General features: G+C 65.8%; 18 protein-coding genes. 9 read left to right on the forward strand and 9 right to left on the reverse strand.

Going from position 1 to position 22,658, the window contains the following annotated elements:
- Positions 1-84: 84 nt before the first annotated feature.
- Positions 85-426 carry an FKBP-type peptidyl-prolyl cis-trans isomerase gene (locus ABKS89_RS16065; RefSeq protein ID WP_138215642.1) on the forward strand — a complete coding sequence of 114 codons (342 nt, stop codon included), beginning with the start codon at positions 85-87 and terminating at the stop codon, positions 424-426.
- A 15-nt stretch (positions 427-441) separates the two neighbouring features.
- Here ABKS89_RS16065 and ABKS89_RS16070 read toward each other — a convergent pair whose 3' ends face one another.
- Positions 442-2,418: a UvrD-helicase domain-containing protein gene (locus tag ABKS89_RS16070; protein WP_348586112.1), complete on the reverse strand. Its 1,977-nt coding sequence runs from the start codon at positions 2,416-2,418 to the stop codon at positions 442-444.
- Positions 2,419-2,584: 166 nt separating this feature from the next.
- Between ABKS89_RS16070 and ABKS89_RS16075 the strand changes: the two genes are divergently transcribed.
- On the forward strand, positions 2,585-3,352 hold the full coding sequence (locus tag ABKS89_RS16075) for an ATP-binding cassette domain-containing protein (RefSeq protein ID WP_138215640.1): 768 nt from the start codon (positions 2,585-2,587) through the stop codon (positions 3,350-3,352).
- A 226-nt stretch (positions 3,353-3,578) separates the two neighbouring features.
- On the opposite strand, the gene fhuF is transcribed toward ABKS89_RS16075, so the two are convergent.
- The 4 genes from fhuF to ABKS89_RS16095 form a co-directional block, all read right to left on the reverse strand.
- Positions 3,579-4,334, reverse strand: a complete 756-nt coding sequence (gene fhuF, locus ABKS89_RS16080; protein ID WP_348586113.1) for a siderophore-iron reductase FhuF — start codon at positions 4,332-4,334, stop codon at positions 3,579-3,581.
- A gap of 31 nt (positions 4,335-4,365) precedes the next feature.
- Complete coding sequence (locus ABKS89_RS16085; RefSeq protein WP_348586114.1) at positions 4,366-5,352, reverse strand: GNAT family N-acetyltransferase; 987 nt, start codon at positions 5,350-5,352, stop codon at positions 4,366-4,368.
- Positions 5,353-5,451: 99 nt separating this feature from the next.
- Positions 5,452-6,786: a lysine N(6)-hydroxylase/L-ornithine N(5)-oxygenase family protein gene (locus tag ABKS89_RS16090; RefSeq protein ID WP_348586115.1), complete on the reverse strand. Its 1,335-nt coding sequence runs from the start codon at positions 6,784-6,786 to the stop codon at positions 5,452-5,454.
- A 389-nt stretch (positions 6,787-7,175) separates the two neighbouring features.
- Positions 7,176-7,682, reverse strand: a complete 507-nt coding sequence (locus ABKS89_RS16095; RefSeq protein ID WP_518300943.1) for a sigma-70 family RNA polymerase sigma factor — start codon at positions 7,680-7,682, stop codon at positions 7,176-7,178.
- Between the two features lie 126 nt (positions 7,683-7,808).
- Between ABKS89_RS16095 and ABKS89_RS16100 the strand changes: the two genes are divergently transcribed.
- The 5 genes from ABKS89_RS16100 (at position 7,809) to fhuB (ending at position 16,434) form a co-directional block, all read left to right on the forward strand.
- Positions 7,809-8,852 (forward strand): FecR family protein, encoded by a 1,044-nt coding sequence (locus tag ABKS89_RS16100; RefSeq protein ID WP_348586117.1) that lies wholly within the window; start codon positions 7,809-7,811, stop codon positions 8,850-8,852.
- A 283-nt stretch (positions 8,853-9,135) separates the two neighbouring features.
- Positions 9,136-10,824, forward strand: a complete 1,689-nt coding sequence (locus ABKS89_RS16105; RefSeq protein WP_348586118.1) for a cyclic peptide export ABC transporter — start codon at positions 9,136-9,138, stop codon at positions 10,822-10,824.
- A gap of 170 nt (positions 10,825-10,994) precedes the next feature.
- On the forward strand, positions 10,995-13,385 hold the full coding sequence (locus ABKS89_RS16110; RefSeq protein ID WP_348586119.1) for a TonB-dependent siderophore receptor: 2,391 nt from the start codon (positions 10,995-10,997) through the stop codon (positions 13,383-13,385).
- 141 nt (positions 13,386-13,526) lie between these two features.
- On the forward strand, positions 13,527-14,432 hold the full coding sequence (locus tag ABKS89_RS16115; protein WP_138215632.1) for an ABC transporter substrate-binding protein: 906 nt from the start codon (positions 13,527-13,529) through the stop codon (positions 14,430-14,432).
- A complete protein-coding gene (gene fhuB, locus ABKS89_RS16120; protein WP_348586120.1) occupies positions 14,425-16,434 on the forward strand; it encodes a Fe(3+)-hydroxamate ABC transporter permease FhuB in 2,010 nt (669 codons plus the stop codon). Before ABKS89_RS16115 ends, fhuB begins: the two co-directional genes overlap by 8 nt.
- Before the next feature lie 256 nt (positions 16,435-16,690).
- Here the strand turns inward: fhuB and catA are convergent, their stop codons facing one another.
- Positions 16,691-17,623 (reverse strand): catechol 1,2-dioxygenase, encoded by a 933-nt coding sequence (gene catA / locus ABKS89_RS16125; RefSeq protein ID WP_348586121.1) that lies wholly within the window; start codon positions 17,621-17,623, stop codon positions 16,691-16,693.
- A gap of 33 nt (positions 17,624-17,656) precedes the next feature.
- A complete protein-coding gene (gene hpaC / locus ABKS89_RS16130; RefSeq protein ID WP_081519852.1) occupies positions 17,657-18,178 on the reverse strand; it encodes a 4-hydroxyphenylacetate 3-monooxygenase, reductase component in 522 nt (173 codons plus the stop codon).
- 282 nt (positions 18,179-18,460) lie between these two features.
- Here hpaC and ABKS89_RS16135 point away from each other — a divergent pair, with 282 nt between their 5' ends.
- A complete protein-coding gene (locus tag ABKS89_RS16135; protein WP_138215629.1) occupies positions 18,461-19,087 on the forward strand; it encodes a response regulator transcription factor in 627 nt (208 codons plus the stop codon).
- Between the two features lie 29 nt (positions 19,088-19,116).
- Here the strand turns inward: ABKS89_RS16135 and ABKS89_RS16140 are convergent, their stop codons facing one another.
- Both ABKS89_RS16140 and ABKS89_RS16145 read right to left on the reverse strand, forming a co-directional pair.
- Positions 19,117-20,106, reverse strand: a complete 990-nt coding sequence (locus ABKS89_RS16140) for an asparaginase (protein ID WP_348586122.1) — start codon at positions 20,104-20,106, stop codon at positions 19,117-19,119.
- 89 nt (positions 20,107-20,195) lie between these two features.
- Positions 20,196-21,638, reverse strand: a complete 1,443-nt coding sequence (locus ABKS89_RS16145) for an alanine/glycine:cation symporter family protein (protein ID WP_138215627.1) — start codon at positions 21,636-21,638, stop codon at positions 20,196-20,198.
- Between the two features lie 168 nt (positions 21,639-21,806).
- Here ABKS89_RS16145 and ABKS89_RS16150 point away from each other — a divergent pair, with 168 nt between their 5' ends.
- Positions 21,807-22,625, forward strand: a complete 819-nt coding sequence (locus tag ABKS89_RS16150) for a helix-turn-helix domain-containing protein (protein WP_138215626.1) — start codon at positions 21,807-21,809, stop codon at positions 22,623-22,625.
- Positions 22,626-22,658: the final 33 nt, after the last annotated feature.

The raw sequence follows: 22,658 nt of genomic DNA on the forward strand, positions 1-22,658 counted from the left end.
CGGCAACTTGCAAAGGCCGGGCATTCCTGCGAAAACGCACGCCCTTGCGGCGCTCGTGCCGCACCCGCAGCACCGGAGAACGCCATGAGCAGCGAACTGCAGATCGAAGATATCGTCGTCGGCGACGGCAAGGCCGTGGTCAAGGGCGCCCTGATCACCACCCAGTACAAGGGCACCCTGGAGGACGGCACCGTCTTCGATTCGTCCTGGGACAAGGGTCGCCCGTTCCAGTGCGTGATCGGCACCGGCCGGGTGATCAAGGGCTGGGATATCGGTCTGATGGGCATGCAGGTCGGCGGCAAGCGCAAGCTCTTCGTGCCCGCGCACCTGGCCTACGGCGAACGCCAGGTCGGCGCGCACATCCAGCCCAACTCCAACCTGCTGTTCGAGATCGAACTGCTGGAAGTCCTCACCCGCGACGACTGATCGCTCTCTTCGGGCTCAGGCCGGCTCGGTTTCCACGTTGCGCCGCAGCGCCAGGATCGCCGTGGGCCCCTGGGCCTTGCGGGTGAACCAGAAGACCCGGCTCACGCCACGGGTGATCGCCACATAGGCCAGGCGCAGCTGCTCGTCCTGCTGGGCCTGGTCGTAGCTGCTGGCGAAGAAGCCGCAAGCCGCGTACAGCGCGCCGCGCAGCGGGTGCTTCTCCGGCGGCGCGCAGTCGTCGACGATGATCGCCACTTCCGCCTGCAGACCCTTGGCGCGGTGGATGGTCATGCCCTTCACCGGCAGCTTGCGGTCCAGCTCACCAAGGATCGTCTGCAGGGTTTCATTGCGCCGGCTGAGCAACAGCACGGCGGTTTTCTCCCGCGAGCCGCGCGCGGCGACGTGCTCGCACTGCTTGCGGATTTCTTCCAGCAGCAGCGGCAGGCTGTTGCGCGCGTCAAAGCGTTGCACCAGCTTCACCCCGTGGTCGCCCGCCTCCGCCGATTTGAACGCGCGGCAGGTCTTGGCCTGCTTGTTGGTTACTCCCACCAGCACCCGCTCGCCGTCGCGGATCACCGGGTCGATGCTGCGGTAGTTGGTTTCCAGCAGCAACACGCGGCTCTTGCGCCGACCCTTACTGGGGAAGTGCCGGTCGAAGTCCATGAACAGCTCGGGCGAGCTGCCGCGCCAGGCGTAGATGGACTGCCAGTCGTCACCGATGGCCATCAGGCTGACGGCTTCGCCGCGCTTGGCGAGGTCGCGGTGCAGCGCCTGCAGCCATTGCACGATCTGCGGCGAGACATCCTGGAACTCGTCGATCAGCAGATGCTGGAACGGCGCAAGCGCTTCGGCCGGCAGCTTGCCGTCGCCGAGTTGGTCGGTCAGGCGCTGGAAGGCCAGATTGAAGGTCAGCAGGCCCTGCTCCTGCAAGGCCGCATCGAAGGCCGCCCAGAACAGCTGCAGGGCCTCGATGAACTGGCGCTCACGCGGCGGGCAGGCGAGTTTCTGCGGCTGCAACTGATCGATGCGCAGGCCGATGCTTTCGATGAATCCGGATTGTGCATAGAAGGCTTCGAACAGCGGCAGCGCGGTAAATTCGCCGGCCAGTTTGAAGGTATCCAGCGGCGCCTTGCCGATGCGTGGCGGCTTGCCGTCTTCGCCGGCTTGCGGCGGCGGTGGCAGCTCCAGCAACTGGTGCGCCAGGGCGCGGAACGCTGGCTGATCGGCGTAGCACTGCTGGTAGACCTGCTTGAGCAGGCGCTGCTGCGCCGGTCGCAGGCGGCCGGCGAGCAGGGGGTTGTCCAGTTCGCTGGCGGGGGCGCGCTCGTCCAGTTGCTCGAACCAGCGCGGATTCTTCAGCGCGACTTTCGCCAGGGTGCCCATGGCCGAATGGAAGGTGCGCACGCACTGTCGCGCCTGCGCCGCATCGAACGGATGGCCCCAGTAGCCGAGCACCTTCACCAGTTGCTCGCGCAGCTGTGCGCAGGAAGCGTTGGTGAAGGAAATCACCGTCACCTTCTCGGCATCCATCCCCAAGTGGCAGAGCATGTAGACCACCCGCAACACCAGCGTGGTGGACTTGCCGGAGCCGGCGCCGGCGAAGATGCGGGTCAGCGGTTCGGGCGCGAGGATCATCGCCCACTGTTCGTCCGACGGCAGGCTGACTATCCCGTGGGCAGCCGCCTGGGCCACGCGCTGGCGCATGTCGAGGGCGTGCTGCTCATCCGCTGCACTGGCGCTGCCGTAGATGCCGGCAACGGCCGGAGTGCGCACGCGCTTGGGCGCAGGCGCGCCGCCATCCTTCTGGGCCTTGGCGCCGCGCTTGGCGGGCGCCTTGCCCGCCGCTTTCGCCTTGCCCTTTGCCTTGCCGCGCGCGCTGGCCTTGGGCTGCGCCGCCTCGCGCTCGGCGCGCAGGTATTCGGTGGTACGGGGGAAATAACGCGCAAGGGCTTCGGCAACCAGCCGCTTGTAGCGTTCGACAGCAGACTCCATGGGCCCTACCAGATCAGTTACAGCGTTGAATCATAAGCGGTTTGCGACAGTGACAGGCAATCAATCCGACGGTTCCGCAGCGCCCTTGAAAATTGATAACCATTAGCAATTGGATTAGAGTCGGGCTCCCGCTTTTTCCGGCCTCGCTGCCCCTACGGATGACCCCATGTTCGAACTGGAAAATGTCAGTTTCAGCGTCCCCGGTCGCACCCTCCTGCAACCGCTGAGCCTGCAGCTGGCCGACGGCAACATGATCGGCCTGATCGGCCACAACGGTTCGGGCAAGTCCACCCTGCTCAAGCTGCTGGCCCGCCAGCAACAAGCCAGCGGCGGCAGCATCCGCCTGGACGGCAAGCCGCTGCGGGACTGGGGCAACCGCGACTTCGCGCGCCAGGTGGCGTACCTGCCGCAGCAGCTGCCGCAGACCGACGGCCTGACCGTGCGCGAGCTGGTCGCCTTCGGCCGCTATCCTTGGCACGGCGCACTGGGACGCTTCACCGGTGAGGACCGCAAGCAGATCGATCGCGCGCTGGACCTCACCGATACCCTCGCCTTCGCCGACCGCCCAGTGGACCTGCTCTCCGGCGGCGAACGCCAGCGCGTCTGGCTGGCCATGCTGCTGGCGCAGAACAGCCGCTACCTGCTGCTGGACGAGCCGACTTCGGCGCTGGACATCGCCCACCAGGTCGAGGTGCTCTCCCGCGTCCACGAACTCAGCCGCGAGCTGGGCCTGGGCGTGCTGGTGGTGCTGCATGACATCAACATGGCGGCGCGCTACTGCGACCACCTGCTCGCCCTGCACGGCGGCCGCCTGCTGGCCCAGGGAGCCCCGGCGGAGCTGATGCGCGGGGAGACGCTGGAAGACATCTACGGGATTCCCATGGGCGTGCTGAACAACCCGGTGGATGGGTCGCCGATCAGCTACCTGCGCTGAGCCCCTATAGGGGCGAACCACCGCCCTCCCCGGCGAGAAGATTTGTAGGATGGGTGGAGCTTGCGATACCCATGCTGCTGCGGGTGCGCGGATATCGATGGGTATCGCTGCGCTCCACACCATCCTACGTCCGTGCGCCACCGAGATTCCCCTGTGAGCGGAAGCGCCGGTCGCGGGCATGGTCCGCTCCTACAGGTAGACGTGTGTCATGCCGGCGCAGGGTGCGTTACAGATCGCTCGCTTCCGGCGGCGGCTCGTCGATCAGCGGGCAGTTGTCGCAATGGCCGATGGTGCCCAGCCGATAGCGAATGCAGCAGGTTCGCCGTTGCCGCCATAGCCCGTTGGCCCGCTGCTCGCACGAAACCTCGACGTACTGGATCGGCTTGAATAGCGGGTTGCGTGTACCGTCCGGGCGACGCTCGGTCTCCAGCAGTTCACGGCCATGGCCGAGCATCGGGGCCAGCGGCGGCAGCCTGGCCATCTCGCCGATGAACCATTCGAAGTAGTTGCCGGCATTGCTCCAGAGCACCTTGGGCGACAGGCGCGCCTCGGCGGCCAGTGTCTGGATGAAGGGCTGCAGGTGGCCTTCCAGCAGATGGGCGAAGCGCTTGAACGGATCGCCCGGCGGCGCGGCGAAGGGTCCGCCCTCCCCCGGCAACTTGAATGCCTCGGGAATGCCCTGGGCATCCAGCACCACCTCCACCTCATCGAATGCCAGCGGCAGTGTGCGACCGAGCACCAGCGCGGCAGCCACCACCGGAGGGATGAGACGCACCAGGTACCACTTGGACCACTGCGAAGCCAGCGCGCGGCGGTCGCCATCGGCATGGGGCGGGTCGAAGCGGCGCAGCACGCTGTCGAGCATCTCCCGCTCCAGCAAGGCGCGCGCCGGGATCGAAGGACGGGGATCGTCGCGGGTCACCAGCACCTCGCGGTAGCTGGCGAACTCGCCGAAATACAGGGGAGCGAGGGCTGCGATCACCGGCAGCCCTCAGGCACGCAACGAACCGCTGTCAGCACAGGCCACAACGCTCGAAGAAGGTTTCCCGGCTCTGCACCATCAGCGCGGCGCGCTTGTGCGGGAAGTTGAATTCCTTCTCGCGCCAGAAGCCCAGACGCTGCATGTGGCCGATCATCTTCGCGTTGTCGGCTCGCGGCTCGGCGACGATGCGCTGGGTGCGCGGGTCGTCCAGCAGCAGGTAGTGCACCAGCGCGGTCATCCAGCTTTCCACCTTGTGCGGGCCACGATGGCTTTCTTCGCCCACCAGCATGTGGATGCCACGGTCGTAGTCGCCCACTTCGTAGAACGGCGCGATGCGGTCTTCCTTGGCCCAGTAGGCTTCGTAGTAGGCGAAAGGCTCATCGTCGATGCAGCCGATCAGGGTGGTGGTGTGCGGGTCGGCGGCGGCTTTTTCCAGATAGGCGCGATGTTGCTCAAGGGTGCCGCCTTCCTGCCAGAACTCCAGCACGCGCGGACTGTTCTGCCAGCGACTGAAGCGCTCCAGGTCCAGTTCGATGTCCAGGGTGCGCAGGGAAATCCACTGACCCAGCTTGGCGTCGAAGCGGCGATAGACCTCGCCCTGCGGCTTGGGCGCGCGCAGCGGGTGGCGGCGGCCGCCGCTCAGGCGATAGACCTGCGGGTAGTTGGCACTGGCCAAGCCCTTGTGCCAGGCAGCCCCCAGCTGCCAGAACGCGCTGCGTTCGATCTGCACGCGCCCGCCGACCTCGCCGAGGCTCACCAGGCCTTGCTCGAATGCTTCAACCGGAACGTTGCCGGCGGCGAACTGCACGCGCTCGCTCTGCGCATCGCCGGCGAAGGTCCAATAGGCCAGCGCCCACAGCGCCTCCGTGGTTGGCACTGAACTCAGCTGCCAGCACTCGCCTTCGCGTTGCGCGCTCAACAACGGCTGGCCGTCCAGCAGCAGCGTCAGACCTTGGGTGCCGTGGTCAGCGGAGAGCTTGCGGCCATCGGGCAGCGGCAGGGAAAAACTGGGCGTCATGGTGGGTCCCCTTTTCGTGAATGCAACGACCCCGCCCGTATGACGAGCAGGGTCGGCCGAAATTTAGTCGGCCCGGACATCGATTCCGGGCCTTGCGGGTCAGGCGCTTTCCGCAGTCAGCGGGCGCGCCGGCTTGTGCGCGGTTTCGTGCGGCGGCAGGTGTTCGAACATCGACGCAGCGATTTCCTGCGCGCGCATCGGCAGCACCGACAGCAGCGTGTCGCTCAGGCCGTGGCTGTCCTGGGTGAAGCCCTGCAGGTAGATGCCGGCATGCAGGCGCTTGTCGGCCAGCACGCGGTAGTCGCGACCGACTTCGAAGTCACCGAGATAGTCCTGCAGCGGTGCGAGCAGTTCGCGGTGCGACTTGCGCTCGTAGCCGGTGGCGAGGATCACTGCGTCGTAGCGATGGGTTTCCACCGCGCCAGTGGCGCTGTCGCGCAGGGTCAGCTCGATGCCATCGGCGTCAGCCTTCGCCGCCTCAACATTACGGCGGCAAAGGAAGGCATGGCGATCCACACCGGCCACTTTCTGGCGATAGAAGATGCCGTAGATGCGCTCGATCAGGTCCAGGTCCACCACCGAGTAGTTGGTGTTGTGGAACTCCTGGATCAGCTTCTCGCGCTCGGCCTTGGGCTCGTTGAACACCAGGTCGGTGTAGCGCGGGGCGAAGATTTCGTTGACGAAGGGGCTGTCGTCGGCCGGCTTGAGCACCGCCGCGCGCAGGACCATGTCGACCTTCACCGAGGGGAAGCTGTCGTTCAGGTCGATGAAGGCTTCGGCCGCGCTCTGGCCGCCGCCGATCACCGCGATGCGCATCGGCTCGTTCTGGTTGCAGCGCTGCCTGGCCATGCATTCCAGGTAGCGGGCATGGTGGAACACGCGCGGGTCGTCACGCAGGTGACTGAAGGCCGACGGGAAGCGCGGCGTGCCGCCGGTGCTGACCACCACGCTGCGCGCCAGGCGGAAGCGCTCGTGGCCACGGGCGTCAGTGGACAGCACCTTGACCAGCTCGATGCCATCCGGCCCCTGCACCGGCTCGACGCGGCTGACGGTCTCGCCGCAGACGCGCTGCTCGGCGAACTGCTCGCTGACCCAGCGCAGGTAGTCGTTGTACTCCATGCGGCACGGGTAGAAGGTGCCCAGGTTGGTGAAGTCGATCAGCCGGCCCATGGCGTGCAGGTAATTGACGAAGCTGTACGGGCTGGTGGGGTTGCGCAGGGTCACCAGGTCCTTGAGGAAGGAAATCTGCAGCTCGCTCTGCGCCACCAGGGTGTTGCCGTGCCAGCGGTAGTCGGCCTGCTTGTCGAGGAACAGCGCGTGGTAGTGGCGACCCTCGCGTCGCGCCTGCTCCTGCAGGGCGATCGCCAGCGCCAGGTTGGAGGGGCCGAAACCGATGCCGAGCACGTCGTAGGTCGGGGTGATCATCTGGGTCATGGTGCCAATGTCCTGTATCGCGATGGCCGTGGGGCGTGACCACGCGGGAGTCGGCGGCTTACTGCTCTGCCCGGAGCGCCCCGCCAGCCGGCGGTCGGCGCTCGCTCCCGCGTGTCGCCCATGATTTGCGCTGTCGATAGCGCGTTATCTGGAGAGACGAGACAGGCTGGGCGAAATTTAGAATGATTCTCACTAAGTCATGAAAATTTCAGAATGACGGTCAGCTATCGAGGGCGGAATCTTTCCCGGAAAACCCGCGCGGGCCGCGTGGGACTAATTCCTGAGCCTTTCCATGCGTCTGTGTAGGTAAAGGGGCCGCGGCGATCGAGGCTGGCTCTGTGCAGTGCGGTTCGCGAGGCGGCTCCCCAGGCAACAATGAAAAGAGGGCTTCAGTCCTGACCGCTCCAGGCTTTCAGGCGCAGCCGGCAATGCTTCATCGCGTTGACGATGTGTTTCTCCACCATGTCGCGGGAGATGCCCATGGTCTGCGCGATTTCGACATGGCTGCAGCCCTCGACCTTGCGCAGCACGAAGGCACGGCGACAAGCTTCGGGCAATTCGCCGAGGGCGCGCTGAAGCAATTGCAGTTGCTGCTGGCGGCTGGCTTCTTCCTGCGGGCAACGCTCGTCGAGGCAGCCTTCGCGGTCGAGGGTTTCCAGCTCTTCGGTACGGCGCACGCGGCCGCGCCGGTGCAGGTCGATGCTGAGGTTGACCGCCGTGCGATAGAGAAATGCACGGGGTTGTTCGATATGCTCGTCACCCTTGCGGTCGAGCAGGCGCAGGAAGGCTTCCTGTGTCACATCGGCAGCCGCCTGGCGATCGCCAAGACTGCGATTGAGGTACAGGACCAGTTCCTTGTAATACCGGATGAACGCGCTTTCCACCCCGTCGGGCATCCTATGAAAAACAGTCGAGGCTGCAGGCGCCTGCTGACAGTCCGAGTCAGGCTTATTTATAATCACTCGCATCAACGCGAAAAGAAAGTGTGATATCGGCCGCAAACGGCCTTACCGAGATTCCCGATGACCAGCTCCCCCTCCCCGCTCGACGATGACCGCATCAGCGCCGAAGCTGCGCACTGGTGCGCGCGTCTGCACGACGAAGAGTGCAGCGATGCCGAGCGCGCCGAGTTCGCGCAATGGCTCGCGCTCGACGCGCGGCACGAGGTCGAATACCAGGCGATGCTGGAAATCTGGCAGCTCTCGGAACTGCTGCCGCCGACCCCGCAAATCGCGCCCGCACCCGCATCCATGGCAACGACAGCACCAGCGCCACTGAGCGGCCGCCGTCCCCGCAGCAACGATCGCCGCCCTCGCAGCGGCAAGCGCATCGCCGCTGTGGCTGCTGGAGTGCTGGTGGCCATCGGCGCCGTGTGGTCGGCAGGCTGGTCCGCCGGCTGGCTGCCCTCGAAGGTCGGCTACTACGCCGCGCAGCCCGGCGCACACGAGGTGGAACTGGCCGACGGCTCGAAAGTCGAGCTCAACAGCAACTCGCAACTGTTCTTCGCCGACTTCCGCGACCGCCGCAGCGCCTGGTTGAAAAGCGGCGGCGAGGCGTACTTCCGGGTGACCCACGACACCCTGCAACCCTTCTCGGTCTACACCGACAACGGCAGCGTGCGGGTCACCGGCACGCGCTTCAACGTCTGGACCGACCCGCACCAGATGCTGGTCACCCTGCTCGAAGGCTCGGTGGTGGTCAGCCCGCCCGACAATGTCGACGGCAACAGCGCCCAGCTCACGCCGGGCATGCAGGCGCGCTACAGCCAGGGCAGCCAGCGCATCGAACTGGCCCAGGTCGCGCCCGCCGGCGCCATTGCCTGGATCGAAGGCAAGCTGGTGATCGATGACCTGACGCTGCAGTCGGCCATCCCGCTGATCAATCGCTACCTCAAGCAGCCGGTGTTCCTCGACGATGCCACCGTTGCCGGCATGCGTATCGGCGGCATCTACCGCACCGACGACCTGCAGGCGCTGGTGGACTCGCTGCCCAAGGTGCTGCCGGTGGAGCTGCGCAAGGACAACCAGGGCCGCACCGTACTGGCCAGCCGTTACGCGCAGCTCTAGCCAGGCTGGCGGATAAGCCGTTCCGGGTTATCCGCCCTACACTGCCGCACCGTGACTTCCCGTAGGGCGGATAACGCGCCAGCGTTATCCGCCGTCTAGCGACCGAGAACCGACGAATCCACTCCCGCCTGTTTGAGAGGCTTTCGCAAATTCTCTTCAGTTTTTCCTACGCTCATTCGTCTTGATAGGAACGATTCGGATTTGCCGATGATTTCCTGACTCGCGCGCCGTCTCGCCCCGTTGTGCGGCCTGCCCCCTGGCAGGCCGGGTCCAGGAAAAGACGATGCAAATTCCCGCTCCAAGCGCCTTTCGCGAGATGCTCAAACTGCTGCGGCCGCACTGGCTGCCGCTGACCGCCGCCACCCTGCTGGGGATTCTCGGCGGCTCGGCCATCACTGCGCTGCTCGCCACCATCAACTACAGCCTGCATTCGCAAGGCGACATGCCCGCCGGCCTGCTGCTGGGCTTCGCCGGGCTGTGCGTGCTGGCGCTGCTGGGCTCGATCATTTCCGACATGGGCACCAACTACGTCGGCCAGCACGTGATCGCGCGGCTGCGCAAGGACCTGGGCAGCAAGATCATCTCCGCGCCCATCGAGCAGATCGAGCGCTACCGCAGCCACCGGCTGATCCCGGTGCTGACCCACGACATCGACACCATCAGCGACTTCGCCTTCGCCTTCGCGCCGCTGGCGGTCGCACTGACCACCACGCTCGGCTGCCTGGGCTACCTGGCCTGGCTGTCGCCGCCGATGTTCCTCGCCACCGCCATCGCCATCGTCGTCGGCAGCGCCGTGCAATACGTCGCGCGGGCCAAGGGCATCAAGGGGTTCTTCGAGGCGCGGGACAAGGAAGACGAACTGCAGAAGCACTACCGCGCCATCGCCGAGGGCGCGAAGGAGCTACGCATCAGCCGTCCGCGGCGCTTCCAGCACTACAGCGAACGCCTGCAGGGTACCGCCGACGAAATCTGTGACATCCAGCTGCGCTCGATCAACCTGTTCAACGTCGCCAAGGGTTTCGGCTCGACGCTGTTCTTCATCGTCATCGGCGTGGCGCTGGCCTACCAGTCGCTGTGGCCGAGCACCGACCAGGCCACCCTGTCCGGTTTCATTCTGGTGTTGCTGTATATGAAGGGGCCGCTGGAGGGCCTGATCGGCCAGCTGCCAGTGGTGACCCGCGCCCAGGTCGCGTTCCGCCGCATTGCCGAGCTGTCGGTGCGTTTCTCCTCGCCGGAGCCGAACCTGCTGCTGGCCGATGACGGTCGCAAGCCGCTGGACTTCCAGTCCATCGAGCTGCGCGAGCTGGCGTACCACTACCCCACCGACGACGGCTCCCGTGGATTTGGCGTCGGCCCGCTGAACCTCAAGGTCAGCCGTGGCGAAATCCTCTTCATTGCCGGCGAGAACGGTTGCGGCAAGACCACGATGATCAAGCTGCTGCTCGGCCTCTACGCCCCACGCGGCGGGGAGCTGCTGCTCAACGGCGAGCCGGTGACCGATGCCGGCCGCGACGATTACCGCCAGCTGTTCACCACCATCTTCGCCGACTATTTCCTCTTCGAAGACCTGCTCAAGGGCAGCCAGGACATCCCGGCCGAAGCCGGCCGTTATCTGGAGCGCCTGGAGATCGCCCACAAGGTCAGCCTTGAAGGCCAGGAGTTCTCCACCACCGACCTCTCGACCGGCCAGCGCAAGCGCCTGGCGCTGGTACAGGCATGGCTGGAGAAGCGCCCGGTGCTGGTGTTCGACGAATGGGCAGCGGATCAGGACCCGGAATTCCGCCGGATTTTCTACACCGAGCTGCTGCCTGAGCTGCGCGCCCAGGGCAAGACGCTGATCGTGATCTCCCACGACGACCGCTATTTCGACGTCGCCGACCGCCTGCTGCGCATGAGCGCCGGGCAGATCGTGGAGATCAAAGACCACCACGCCACGGCGCCGCGGGGCGGTTCCGGCATGGCAATGCACTGACGGCGCGGCGGCCCGGATGGCCGCCCTTTTCTGCCGCCGTCACTCAGCAACAAAAAAGATCGAAAGGATTTTTCCGGTTTTTTCCCGCCGGCGCGTCACATAAAGCTGAATCATTCTTATTAGAAATTGCATTACAAGATCATGCCTTCAAGGTTAAAGGAGCTAAACAAGTGAGTCGCAACCGCTACGCGCTGCAATCCCAGCACAAGGTGAAGCCTCTGGCCCGCCTGGTCCGCGCCACCGCCCTGGGGATGGTCCTGGCGGCTTCCGCCGTCGAGGCCGCTCCGGTGCGCATCGACATCCCGGCCCAGTCCCTGGCTTCCGCCCTCACCAGCCTGGGCGCGCAGTCGAACCTGCAGATCGTCTTCAACCAGAGCCAGGTGCAGAACCTGCGCGCCCCCGGCGTGCGCGGCGAGATGGAGCCCGCCCAGGCGCTGGAACGCCTCCTGCAGGGTACCGGCATCAAGTACCAGGTCGAAGGCAGCCGCGTAACCCTGCTGGGCGCCGACTCCGCCAGCGGCGACACCCTGAACATGTCCGCCCAGGTCATCACCGGTACCGTCGAGGGCGAAGACAGCTACGTGCCGCGCACCTCCAACAGCGGCAGCAAGACCGACACCCCGCTGCTGGAAATCCCCCAGTCGATCTCGGTGATCACCCGCAAGCAGATGGATGCCCAGGGCGCACAGACCGTGACCGAAGCGCTGCGCTATGTGCCCGGCGTCAAGGTGGAAGCCTATGGCCTGGACCCGAAAGGCTTCGACTGGCTGTACATCCGCGGCTTCAATGCCCAGGCCACCAGCGACTACCTCAACGGGCTGCGTCAGCAGAACAACAGCTACGCCTTCTTTCGCAGCGAGCCCTACGCCTTCGAGCGCATCGACGTGGTCCGCGGCCCGAGCTCGAGCCTGTTCGGCATGGGTGACGCCGGCGGTATCGTCAACCGCGTGAGCAAGAAGCCCACTGCCAACCACATCAACGAAGTCGAACTGACCGGCGGCAACCACGACCGCAAGCAGGGCCAGTTCGACCTTGGTGGCGCGCTGGACGACCAGAACCAGTTCCTCTACCGCGTGGTGGGCCTGGCCCGCGACGCCAACACCCAGGCCGAGTATGACGACGGCCACGAGGTCGAGGACGACCGCTACTACATCGCCCCGTCCTTCACCTGGGCCCCGGACGAAGACACCAGCCTGACCGTGCTCACCGACTTCCTGCGTGACCGCAACTCCGGCTCGATCTTCGACTACAGCGTCAACGGCCACCCCACCGGCACCCTGCTCGGCGACCACAACTACAACCACTTCGACCAGGACCAGTACACCCTGGGCTACGAGTTTCGCCATCGCTTCAACGACACCTGGGAATTCCGCCAGAACGCGCGCTACGGCCAGGTCGACCTGATCTTCAACAACCTGCTGCCACAACTGCAGGTGGGGCGGAACATCATCCGCACCGCAGATCGTTTCGACCAGCACATGGACACCTTCAACCTGGACAACCAGCTGCAGGCCAACTTCGACACCGGCTCCATCAAGCACACGCTGCTGATGGGTATGGACTACAGCTGGCAGGACGCCAATGTCGCGCGCTGGCGCACCCTCGGCCCGTCGCTGAACCTGGATAACCCGATCTACGGTCAGAGCGTGCCGCGTCCGAGCAAGGACACCAGCATCCAGTCCATCGACTACGACCAGAACATCGAGCAGATCGGCGCCTACCTGCAGGACCAGGTCAAGTTCGACGACCACTGGATCCTCACCGCCGGCGGCCGCTACGACTACGTGCGTAACGATCTGGACAACAATGTCGGCGCCCACACCATGCAGAAGGACAACGCCTTCACTGGTCGCGTCGGCCTGACCTACCTGACCGACTTCGGCCTGGCGCCCTACGTCAGCTACTCCGAGTCCTTCGTGCCCAACACCGGCATCAGCTCCGACGGCAGCGCCTTCAAGGCCAGCGAAGCCCACCAGTACGAAGCGGGCGTGAAGTTCCAGCCGGACGAAACCCTGCTGATCACCCTGGCCGCCTACGAGCTGACCAAGGAGAACATCCTCACCAACCAGCTGAACGCCAACGGCGTGCCCACCGGCTTCAGCGAGGCCACCGGCGAGCAGCGTTCGCGCGGCATCGAGGCCGAGCTGAAAGCCAAGCTGGACCAGAACTGGGACCTGCTGGCCTCGTACACCTACACCAAGGCCAAGATCACCAAGAGCAACGACGCCAACGAAGGCAACCGCCCGGCCAACGTGCCCGAGCACATGGCCAACGGCTGGCTGAATTACACCTTCCACGAAGGTGCGGTCGACGGCCTCTCCATCGGCGGCGGCGTGCGCTACACCGGCTCGCTATACGGCAACAACGCCAATACCTACCACGTCGACAACTACACCCTGTTCGACGCCGGCGTGAGCTACCCGCTGAACAAGAACGTGACCCTCTCGGTGAACGCCCAGAACCTGCTGGACGAGGAATATGCCGCGACCTGCGACAGCCCGATCTCCTGCTACCCGGGCCTGCGCCGCACCGTCATGACCAGCGTGAAGTACAGCTGGTAAGGCACCGGCGGAGGCGGCCGCGGGCTGCTTCCGCCTGCTGTTTCCGGGCGCCCTGTTCGCAGGGGGCCTTTTCTTGTTTCTAAGGCAGGTCGTTTCTGAAGCCTGTTGTTCCAGAAGCCCGTTCAACGCGAGGAGTAGTGCATGTCCCTCACCCGTCGTCACCTGCTGCAGGGCCTCGCCATCGGCGGGCTGGCCTGCGCCTCCGGCCTGCCGGTGTTCGCCGGCGAGCGCCTGACGCGGATCGTCGCGCTCAACTGGGTGGCCGCCGAGACACTGCTGACCCTGGGCGTGCCGCCCCTGGCGATCTCCGACGATCGCTACTACCGCGTGCGCATGCCCACCCAGCCGCTGCCCGAAAGCGTGCGCGACGTGGGACCGTACTGGGAACCGAACCTCGAACTGATCCAGCAGCTACAACCGCAACTGATCCTCAGCGACCCGATGACCCCGACCCTGGAGCGCCGCCTCAACGGCATCGCGCCGACCGAGCGCGTGGCCATCTACCCGGCCGCCGACGGCGCCTGGCGCGCCACCACCGACTTCATGAACGACCTGGCGCGGCGTCTCGGCGTCGAACAGGTCGCCGCTGATTACATCGCCGCGGGCGAGCAGCGTCTGGCCGAGCTGCGCGCGAAACTGGCGAGCCGCCCGCTGCCGCCGGTGTGCGTCGCGGTGCTCAACCAGGACGGCCGCCACGCGGCCGTCTACGGGAAAAACAGCATGGTGCAGGACGTGCTCGACCGCCTCGGCGTCGAGAATGCCTGGCAAGGCCCCGTCGGCCCGGTCGGCCTGGCCATGGTCAGCATCGAACGGCTAGCCGAGCGCCCGGACGCGCACCTGGTCTACGTCGACATTCCCACCACCTCGGCACGCCTGCAGAGCCTGCGACAGCCCAACGATCTCTGGGCCAACCTCCCCGCTGTACGCCGGGGCCACACCCTGACGCTGCAGCGCTTCTACCCCTACGCCGGCGCCGCCTCGGTGCTCGACCTCGCCGAACGCATCGCGGCGTACCTGGACAGCGCCACGGAGGTCGCCCATGTCTGAATCGACGCTCGGCCTCGCCGCCCCGCGTAATGGCCTGCCACTGGGGCCGGCGCTCTGCACGCTGGTGCTGGCGATTCTCGCTGGCCTGCTGGTGTTCCACGGCCTGCAAGGCGCCCTGCCCCGCGACCTCTGGTGGCAGGCACTGTGGTCGCCGGACCTGGACGACGTGCGCCAGGTGCTGCTGCACTTCAGCTTCTTCCCGCGCCTGGCGGTGAGCCTGATGGCCGGCGCCGCGCTGGCCCTGGCCGGCACGTTGTTCCAGCAGATCCTGCGCAACCCGCTGGCGGAGCCGGTGACCCTGGGTGTGTCCGCCGGCGCCAACCTCGCCCTGTCGGCGGCCACCATCTTCGCCCCGGCCCTGCTGGTGCACGGCCTGGAAGCCGTCACCCTGACCGGCGCGGCACTGGCGGCCTGCCTGCTGTTTGCCTTCGCCTGGGGCCGCACCCTGTCGCCGCTGCGCTTCATCCTCGCCGGCATGGTCATCAGCCTGTACTGCGTGTCGCTCAACGCGCTGCTGGTGCTGTTCAACCACGACTACCTGATCGACCTGCTGCTCTGGCAGGCCGGCTCGCTGAACCAGAGCGGCTGGGATGGCGTGTTCTATCTTGCCCCACGCCTGGCAGTGGCCATGGTCATCGCGCTGCTGATGGTGCGTCCGCTGGCAGCACTGGGGCTGGAGGATGAAGGCGCCGCGGCGGTGGGCGTGAATCTGCTACGCACCCGCGTAATGGGGCTGGCCGTGGCTGTGGCGCTGAGTGCGTTCGTCACCAGCGCCGTGGGCATGCTGGCTTTCGTCGGCCTTGCCGCACCGGCCATTGCGCGTTTGTGCGGTGCGCGCACGCTCAAGCAACGCCTGATCTGGGCGCCACTGCTGGGCGCCGCGCTGCTCTGTGTGGTCGACCAGATCGCCCGCGAACTGTCGCGTTTCGCCGGGGAAATTCCCGCCGGCATCCTCACCGGCATCTTCAGCGTGCCGCTGCTGCTGTGGCTGCTCAGCCGCCAGCGCAGCGGCGGCATCGTCCCGCGCCCGGCGCCGGCCAAGCCGCAGCGGGAGCACCCGTGGCGGCTGATCATCGGCGCGGCGATCCTGCTCGGCCTGCTGACCTTGCCGGCGATCTACTTTGCGGTGGACGCCAATGGCTGGCACTGGGGCGATGCCGGCCTGAGCGACGCCATCGCGCAATGGCGCCTGCCGCGCGTACTCGGCTCACTGGCTGCCGGCGCCATGCTCGCCGTGGCCGGCCTGCTGGTGCAGCGCCTGACCGGCAACCCCATGGCCAGCCCGGAAGTGCTCGGCGCCACGTCCGGTTCGGCGATTGCCGTGCTGGTGCTGTTCCTGGTGATGCCGCAGCCGCAGGCCTACATGGTCCCGGCTGCCAGCGTCGGCGCGCTGCTCACCCTCGGCCTGCTGCTGTGGTTCGCCTGGCGCAAGACCTTCAATGCCGAGCGCCTGCTGCTCACCGGCGTGTGCCTGACGACCCTGCTGCACTCGCTGAGCACCCTGCTGCTGGCCAGCGGCGACCCGCGCATGACGGCGATGATGAGCTGGATGACCGGTTCGACCTACCAGGTGGACGTGCTGTCGGCGAGCACCGGGCTGGTAGTCGGTGCGGTGATGATCGGCGTCAGCCTGCTGCTGGCTCGCCCGCTGGACCTGCTGACACTGGGCAACGGCACGGCGACTGCACTGGGATTGCGGTTGCGTCTGAGCCACCTGACGATCCTGCTGACTGCCGCAGTGCTCACGGCTACCGCGACCATCATCGTCGGCCCGCTGAGTTTCGTCGGTCTGATCGGCCCCCACATCGCCCGCCACCTAGGCGTGCGCCGCGCGGCACCGCAAGTGCTGCTGAGTGCGGTGGCCGGGGCGCTGATCATGGTGGTAGCGGACTGGCTGGGACGGAACATTGCCTATCCGTGGCCGGTATCGGCGGGATTGCTGGCGGCGTTCATCGGTTGCCCGTACTTCCTCTGGCTGATGCATCGGGAGCGGCGGGGCTGAACTGAGCGTTTCTGAATACAGCGGACTTTGTCCGCTGTTCGCGGGCATGGCCCACTCCTACAAGGAGCGCGTAGGCCCGCCCTTGTAGGAGCTGGCCATGCCTGCGACAGCCCAGCGCTGGAGCTACAGAGAGCTCTGCGTAGGACGGGTGGAGCGGAGCGATACCCGTGCTGCCGGCGCACGGATTGATGGGTATCGCTGCGCTCCACGCCATCCTACGGCGGGGTTACCGGAAAGGCCGGAGCGCTGGCGGGAGTCAGGCTTCCTGCAAGGCGCGGGGACGGTTGCTGCGGTCCTCAGCGTCGGCGGAAACCGCCTGCTGCAGCTGGAAGTCGAATTCGATCTCGGCGAAGCGCCCATCCACACCGCGCGCCTTGGAGGCAGCCGCGTCCTCGACGAAACGCACCTCGCCGATCAGCCCGTCACGGGTCGCGTAAGCGAAGTCGTCCCACAGGTACTGATCACCGGCGAGGTTGATCTGCGTGGTCAGGTGGCGATGCCCCGGCGCGGAGATGAAGAAGTGGATGTGCGCCGGGCGCTGGCCGTGGCGGCCGAGTTGATCGAGCAGCTCCTGGGTCGGGCCGTCCGGCGGGCAGCCGTAGCCGCTGGGCACGATGCTGCGCACCTGGTAGCGCCCTTCAGCGTCGGTGACGATGCGCCGGCGTAGGTTGAACTCGGACTGGGTGCTGTCGAAGTACGAGTAGGTGCCCTTGGTGTTGGCGTGCCAGAGGTCGACCACGGCGCCGGCCAGCGGCTTGCCCTGCGGGTCGAATACACGGCCGGAAAGGAACATCACGGTACCCGCATCCTGGCCGTCGTCCATCCGCGCCTCGCCTTCGGACAGCGGCGCGCCGGCCACATACAGCGGGCCTTCGATGGTGCGCGGGGTGCCGCCGCCGATGCCGGCAGCTTCATCCTGGGCGTCCAGCAGCAGGTCGAGGTAGTGCTCGACGCCGAGGCCGGCGACGACCAGGCCGGCTTCCTGGCGCGAGCCGAGTCGGTTGAGGTAGTCCACCGCCTTCCAGAACTCGTCGGGGGTGACGTTCATGTCTTCGATGAGCCTGGCGGTGTCCTGCAGCACTCGAAGGATCAACTGCTTCACGCGCGGGTTGCCGGCGTCATTGAGCGCGCCGCTGGCTTCCTGGAAGAACTTCTGGATATCGGCAGTCTGGGAAATCTTCAGGGTCACGGTGATTACCTCGTTCTTGTTGTTGGATAGGGATCAACTGGCGCAGCGCACGGCCTCGCGGTCGACGCGGTGGAAGACGCGGTTGAAGTACACCAGGCTGTCCTGGCGCTCGCGCACCGCGACCTTTTCCAGCTCGACGAACATCACGGTGTGCGAACCGACTTCCTTGCAGTCGCTGATCCGCCCTTCCAGGCTGACCAACGCCTGACGCAGCACCGGCAGGCCGGCGTAGCCGTCATCCCAGAGGTCCCAGGTGAAGCGTTCTTCCATGGATACCTTGGTCATTCCGGCGAAGTGCTTGGCCAGTTCTTCCTGCTCGCCGCACAGCACGTTGACGCACAGGTGGCCGTTGCTGCGGAACACATCGTGGGTAGCGCTGCCGCGATTGACGCAGACCAGTACGGTAGGCGGCGAGTCGGTGACCGAGCAGACCGCGCTGGCGGTGATACCGCAGCGGCCTTCCGGACCGTTGGTGGTGATGATGTTCACCGCCGCCGGCAGCTGCGCCATGGCGTTGCGGAAGTCGATCTGGGTCTGGCTGAGGGTGTTGGCCATTTCTTCGCTCCTATTTGCCGGAGTGGCATGTGCTGGAGTGGCCGGCACGCCCGGCCTTTCTTGTATGGAGCCAGCGTAGGGCAGCACGGCGGCGCGCCATATTCAGACGATCACCACGCTTTGGGGGGCGGGCCGCTAGTCATCTAGGTGGTTTCTTTATCGTCAGCACCGGCGACTATGGGTATGCTCCGGGTCATGCCATTCCGACGACCGCGGCAAAAGCCCGGCGTACGCGGCCTACGTGCAGCTTCACAACGATAAGAAAGAAAGTGGCAACGCCTGATGGAAGCTAGAAAACCCGTGGTCTACATCGTCGACGACGACAAGGACCTGCGCACCTCCCTCGCCTGGCTGCTCGAATCGGTCAGCATCGAATCGCTTTGCTTTGGCGGCGCCGAGGAGTTCCTGCGCGAATACGACCCAAGACTCCCCGCCTGCCTGGTGCTCGACGTGCGCATGCCCGAGACCAGCGGCTTCCAGCTGCAGGAGATGCTCAACGACAAGGGCATCAACCTGCCGACCATCTTCGTCACCGCCCACGGCGATATCCCGATGTCGGTGAAGGCGATGAAGAACGGCGCGCTGGATTTCGTCGAGAAACCCTACAACCCGCAGCAGATGCTGGACCGTATCCAGGCCGCGCTGAAAAGCGCAGTACAGGTGCACGCGGGCCAGGAGCAGAAGCAGAACCTGCAGCACAAGCTCGACCTGCTCACCGGCCGGGAGAGGGAAATCCTGATGATGGTGGTGGACGGCAAGGCCAGCAAGGTCATCGCCCGCGAGCTGAACATCAGCGTCAAGACGGTCGATGTGCACCGCACCAAGATCAAGGAAAAGATGGGCGTGAGCAGCATCGCCATGCTGGTGCGCGAGGTGCTCAACGTGCCGGTGGAAGAATCGCGCCCCTGAGCGGGGCGCGTTGTTTCTCAGTCAGTCAATCAGTCGACGCGCTCGCCGCACAGGTCGAGAGCGAACAGCCGCTCCACTTCCGCAGCCGGCAGGCCACAGCCCAACAGGCTGAACAGCTTGCCCAGCGCCGCTTCGCGGGTCATGCCACCACCGGATACCAACCCGGCATCGCGCAGGCGACTGCCAGCGGCATACACGTCGAAGGCCACATGCCCCTGCGGGCACTGGCTGATCGCCGCCAGCACCACGCCGCGAGCGTGGGCATCGCGCAGCGCAGCCAGCAGGTCTTCGTTGTCCGAAGGGCCCGTGCCGCTACCGAAACACTCCAGCAGCAGTGCCTGAACGCCGCTCTCCAGCAGCGCGCACAGGTGCTCGGGGCGCAGGCCAGGGAACAGCGGCAGCACCATTAGATTCACCGGTTGGCGCGGCTGGCGGTAGCTCAGCTCGACGGGCGGCGACTCGGCATGTTCGCCATTGCGCTCACGCGGCAGTACGGCAAAAGCATCGAAGGCATCGCTGCGCAGCTTGGTGACGCGGGCGCCATGCATCAGCTCGCCATTGAAATACAGCCATACACCCGGCTCGACGCCGGTTTCCAGCGCCTTCAGTGCGCCCAGCAGGTTGCCCGGCGCGTCGCTGCCCGGCGCGCCCATGGGCTGCATGGAACCGGTCAGCACGACGGGCACATCGAGACCCAGCAGCAGGAACGACAGCGCAGCGGCGCTGTAGGCCAGGGTGTCGGTGCCGTGCAGCACCAGTACGCCGTCATGGCCGCCCTGCTCCAGCGCATTGACGATGGCGTCGCGCATGGCCAGCCAGTTGGCCTGGGTCATGTTGGCGCTGTCGAGCAGCGGTTGCAGCTCCGCGAAGGACCAGTCGAGGTGAATCTCGCCATGGCCTTGCAGTTGTTCGCGCATGCGAGCTTCGAAGCCGCCAGCCGGCGCCAGGCCTTCGGCGGTCTGCAGCATGCCGATGGTGCCGCCGGTATAGAGGACAAAGAGGTTCTTCACGCGACGCATGCCAGTGCTCTTGTAGGAAAGTTCACAGGATAAACCGCGAGGCCGGGAGAAGTCCCGGCCTCGCGTGTCAGACCTTGGTCCGAGAGGGATCAGCCCTGGGCCGGCAGGCTGCCGTGGGCTGGAGCGGTCGAGTTGATCTTGTGGGCATCGCGCCAGGCATCGTGGTCGATGTCCAGGTCGGCGAACTTGCTGGCGTCGAACACCGGGCGCTCGATGCCGGCGGCGCGCTGCTCGTCGTAGTCGCGCATGACGCGCAGGCCGGTCTTGATCAGCATCGCCAGGGCCACCAGGTTGACGAAGGCCAGGCAGGTCATGGTGATGTCGGCGAAGGCGAACACGGTACCCAGGTTCTGCATCGAGCCCCAGAGGATGAGGCCCAGCACCAGCACGCGGAAGGCGATCAGCGCGGAACGGCTGCGGCCGACGATGAACTGCAGGGCGTTCTCGCCGAGGTAGTAGTTGTAGGTGATGCAGGTGAACACGAACAGCGACAGCGCGACGCTGACGAAGATGCGGCCCCAGTCACCGACCACGGCGGCCAGCGAGTTCTGGGTCAGGGTGATGCCGTCGCCTTCGAAGCCCGGGGTATAGAAGCCCGAGAGCAGGATCAGCAGCGCGGTGCAGGTGCAGATGACGAAGGTGTCGAGGAACACGCTGAACGCCTGGACCACGCCCTGGGACGCCGGGTGACGCACGGCGGCAACGGCAGCCACGTTCGGCGCACTGCCCAGGCCGGCTTCGTTGGCGAACACGCCACGCTTCACGCCCATCACGATGGCCGCGCCCAGCAGGCCGGCAAAGGCCGGTTCCAGGCCGAAGGCACTCTTCACGATGGTGGTCAGCATGCCCGGCACCAATTCGATCTGGGTGATGATCACGTACAGGGTCACGGCGATGTAGGCCAGGGTCTTGACCGGCACCAGCAGGTCGGACACGGCGGCGATGCGCTGGATACCGCCAAAGAACACCACGGCCAGCAGCACGGCCAGGGCGATGCCCGAGTACAGCACCGGGATGTCGAAGGCGTTCTGCAGCGAATGGGTCACGGTGAAGGCTTGCAGGCCGTTGAAGGCGAAGCCGTAGGTGACCAGCAGCAGGACCGCGAAGGTCATGGCCATCCAGCGCAGCTTCAGGCCGTGCTGGATGTAGTAGGCCGGGCCGCCGCGATACAGGCCGTCGCCGTCGCTGCGCTTGTAGACCTGGGCCAGGGTGCACTCGAAGAAGCTGCTGGACATGCCCACCAGCGCGGTGACCCACATCCAGAACACGGCGCCGGGGCCGCCCAGGGTCACGGCGATGCCGACACCGGCGATGTTACCGGCGCCCACGCGGCCGGCGAGGCTCAGCATCAGGGCCTGGAACGAGCTCAGCTGGCCGGACTGGCCACGGATCGATTCCTTGAACACGCCGAACATGTGGCCGAAGTGGCGGAACTGGACGAAACGGGAACGGATGGTGAAGTACGCACCGAGTCCTACGATGAGGACGATGAGGACTTTCCCGGAGAGGAAATCGTTGATCGCGTCGAGCATGTGCTGGGGCCTCGATTGTTATTGTGGGAGCACGGACCTGGGGCTGGCCCGCTCACTGGGGGCGCATGGTTGCGCCCGAAGCCTCCCGAAACAATTTCGCGGCCTGCTACGAATTGATGCTACCTGACGCTATAATTGCACCAGTCGCATCACCTGGACCTGGCACGAATGTCCGAAAACCTCGGCCCCAACCTCAAACTGCTTTGCGCTCACTACCGCTCTATCTCGGAGGTTTGCCGCAAGCTCTCGATCAACCGCGCGCAGTTCAACAAATACCTCGGCGGGCAGAGCCAGCCCACTCCATTCAACCTCAAAAGGATTGGAGATTTCTTCGGCGTCGAGGATTACGAGCTGCAACTGCCGCCGGAGCAGTTCGCCCGCCTGATCGGTGCGCGCGGCACTTCGCCGGCCAACGTGCAGCGCGACGATCCGCTGCTGGAGATGCTCCGCCCGCTGCGCGACCACGCGGGCAACTTGTCGCGCTACTGCGGCTATTACTTCGAGTATTCCAACTGCATGTCGGTGCCCGGCTCGATCCTGCTGTCGCTGGTGCATCTGTACGAGCAGGACGGCAACTTCCTGTTCGAGCGCCAGGAGCGCCAGGAGCGTTCCAGCAGCACCGACGTGCAGGCTGAAGACTGGGTGCGCTGCCGCTACCTGGGCGCGGCCTTCCAGCTACAGGACCGGCTGTTCCTGATGGACTACGAGTCGCTCACCGTCAACGAGATGAGCCAGACCATCCTCATCCCCAGCTTCAAGAGTCGCATCACTCGCCTGAACGGCCTGAAAACCGGCGTCTCCAGCGGCGACCGCCGCACCCCGGCGTGCACCCGCGTGGTCTGGGAATACCTGGGCCCGGAGATCAATCGCATCAGCGCCTATCGCCAGGTGAAGCTGTACCAGCCGGACGACCCGCGCATCGACGATGACGTGCGCCAGCGCCTGCAGGTCGGGCCGATCCGCCATGGCCTGTTCGAGATCGAATGATGGGGCCCGTGTAGGAGCGGGCCATGCCCGCGA

The sequence above is a fragment of the Pseudomonas sp. LABIM340 genome, assembly GCF_040017195.2.
Lineage (GTDB): Bacteria > Pseudomonadota > Gammaproteobacteria > Pseudomonadales > Pseudomonadaceae > Pseudomonas.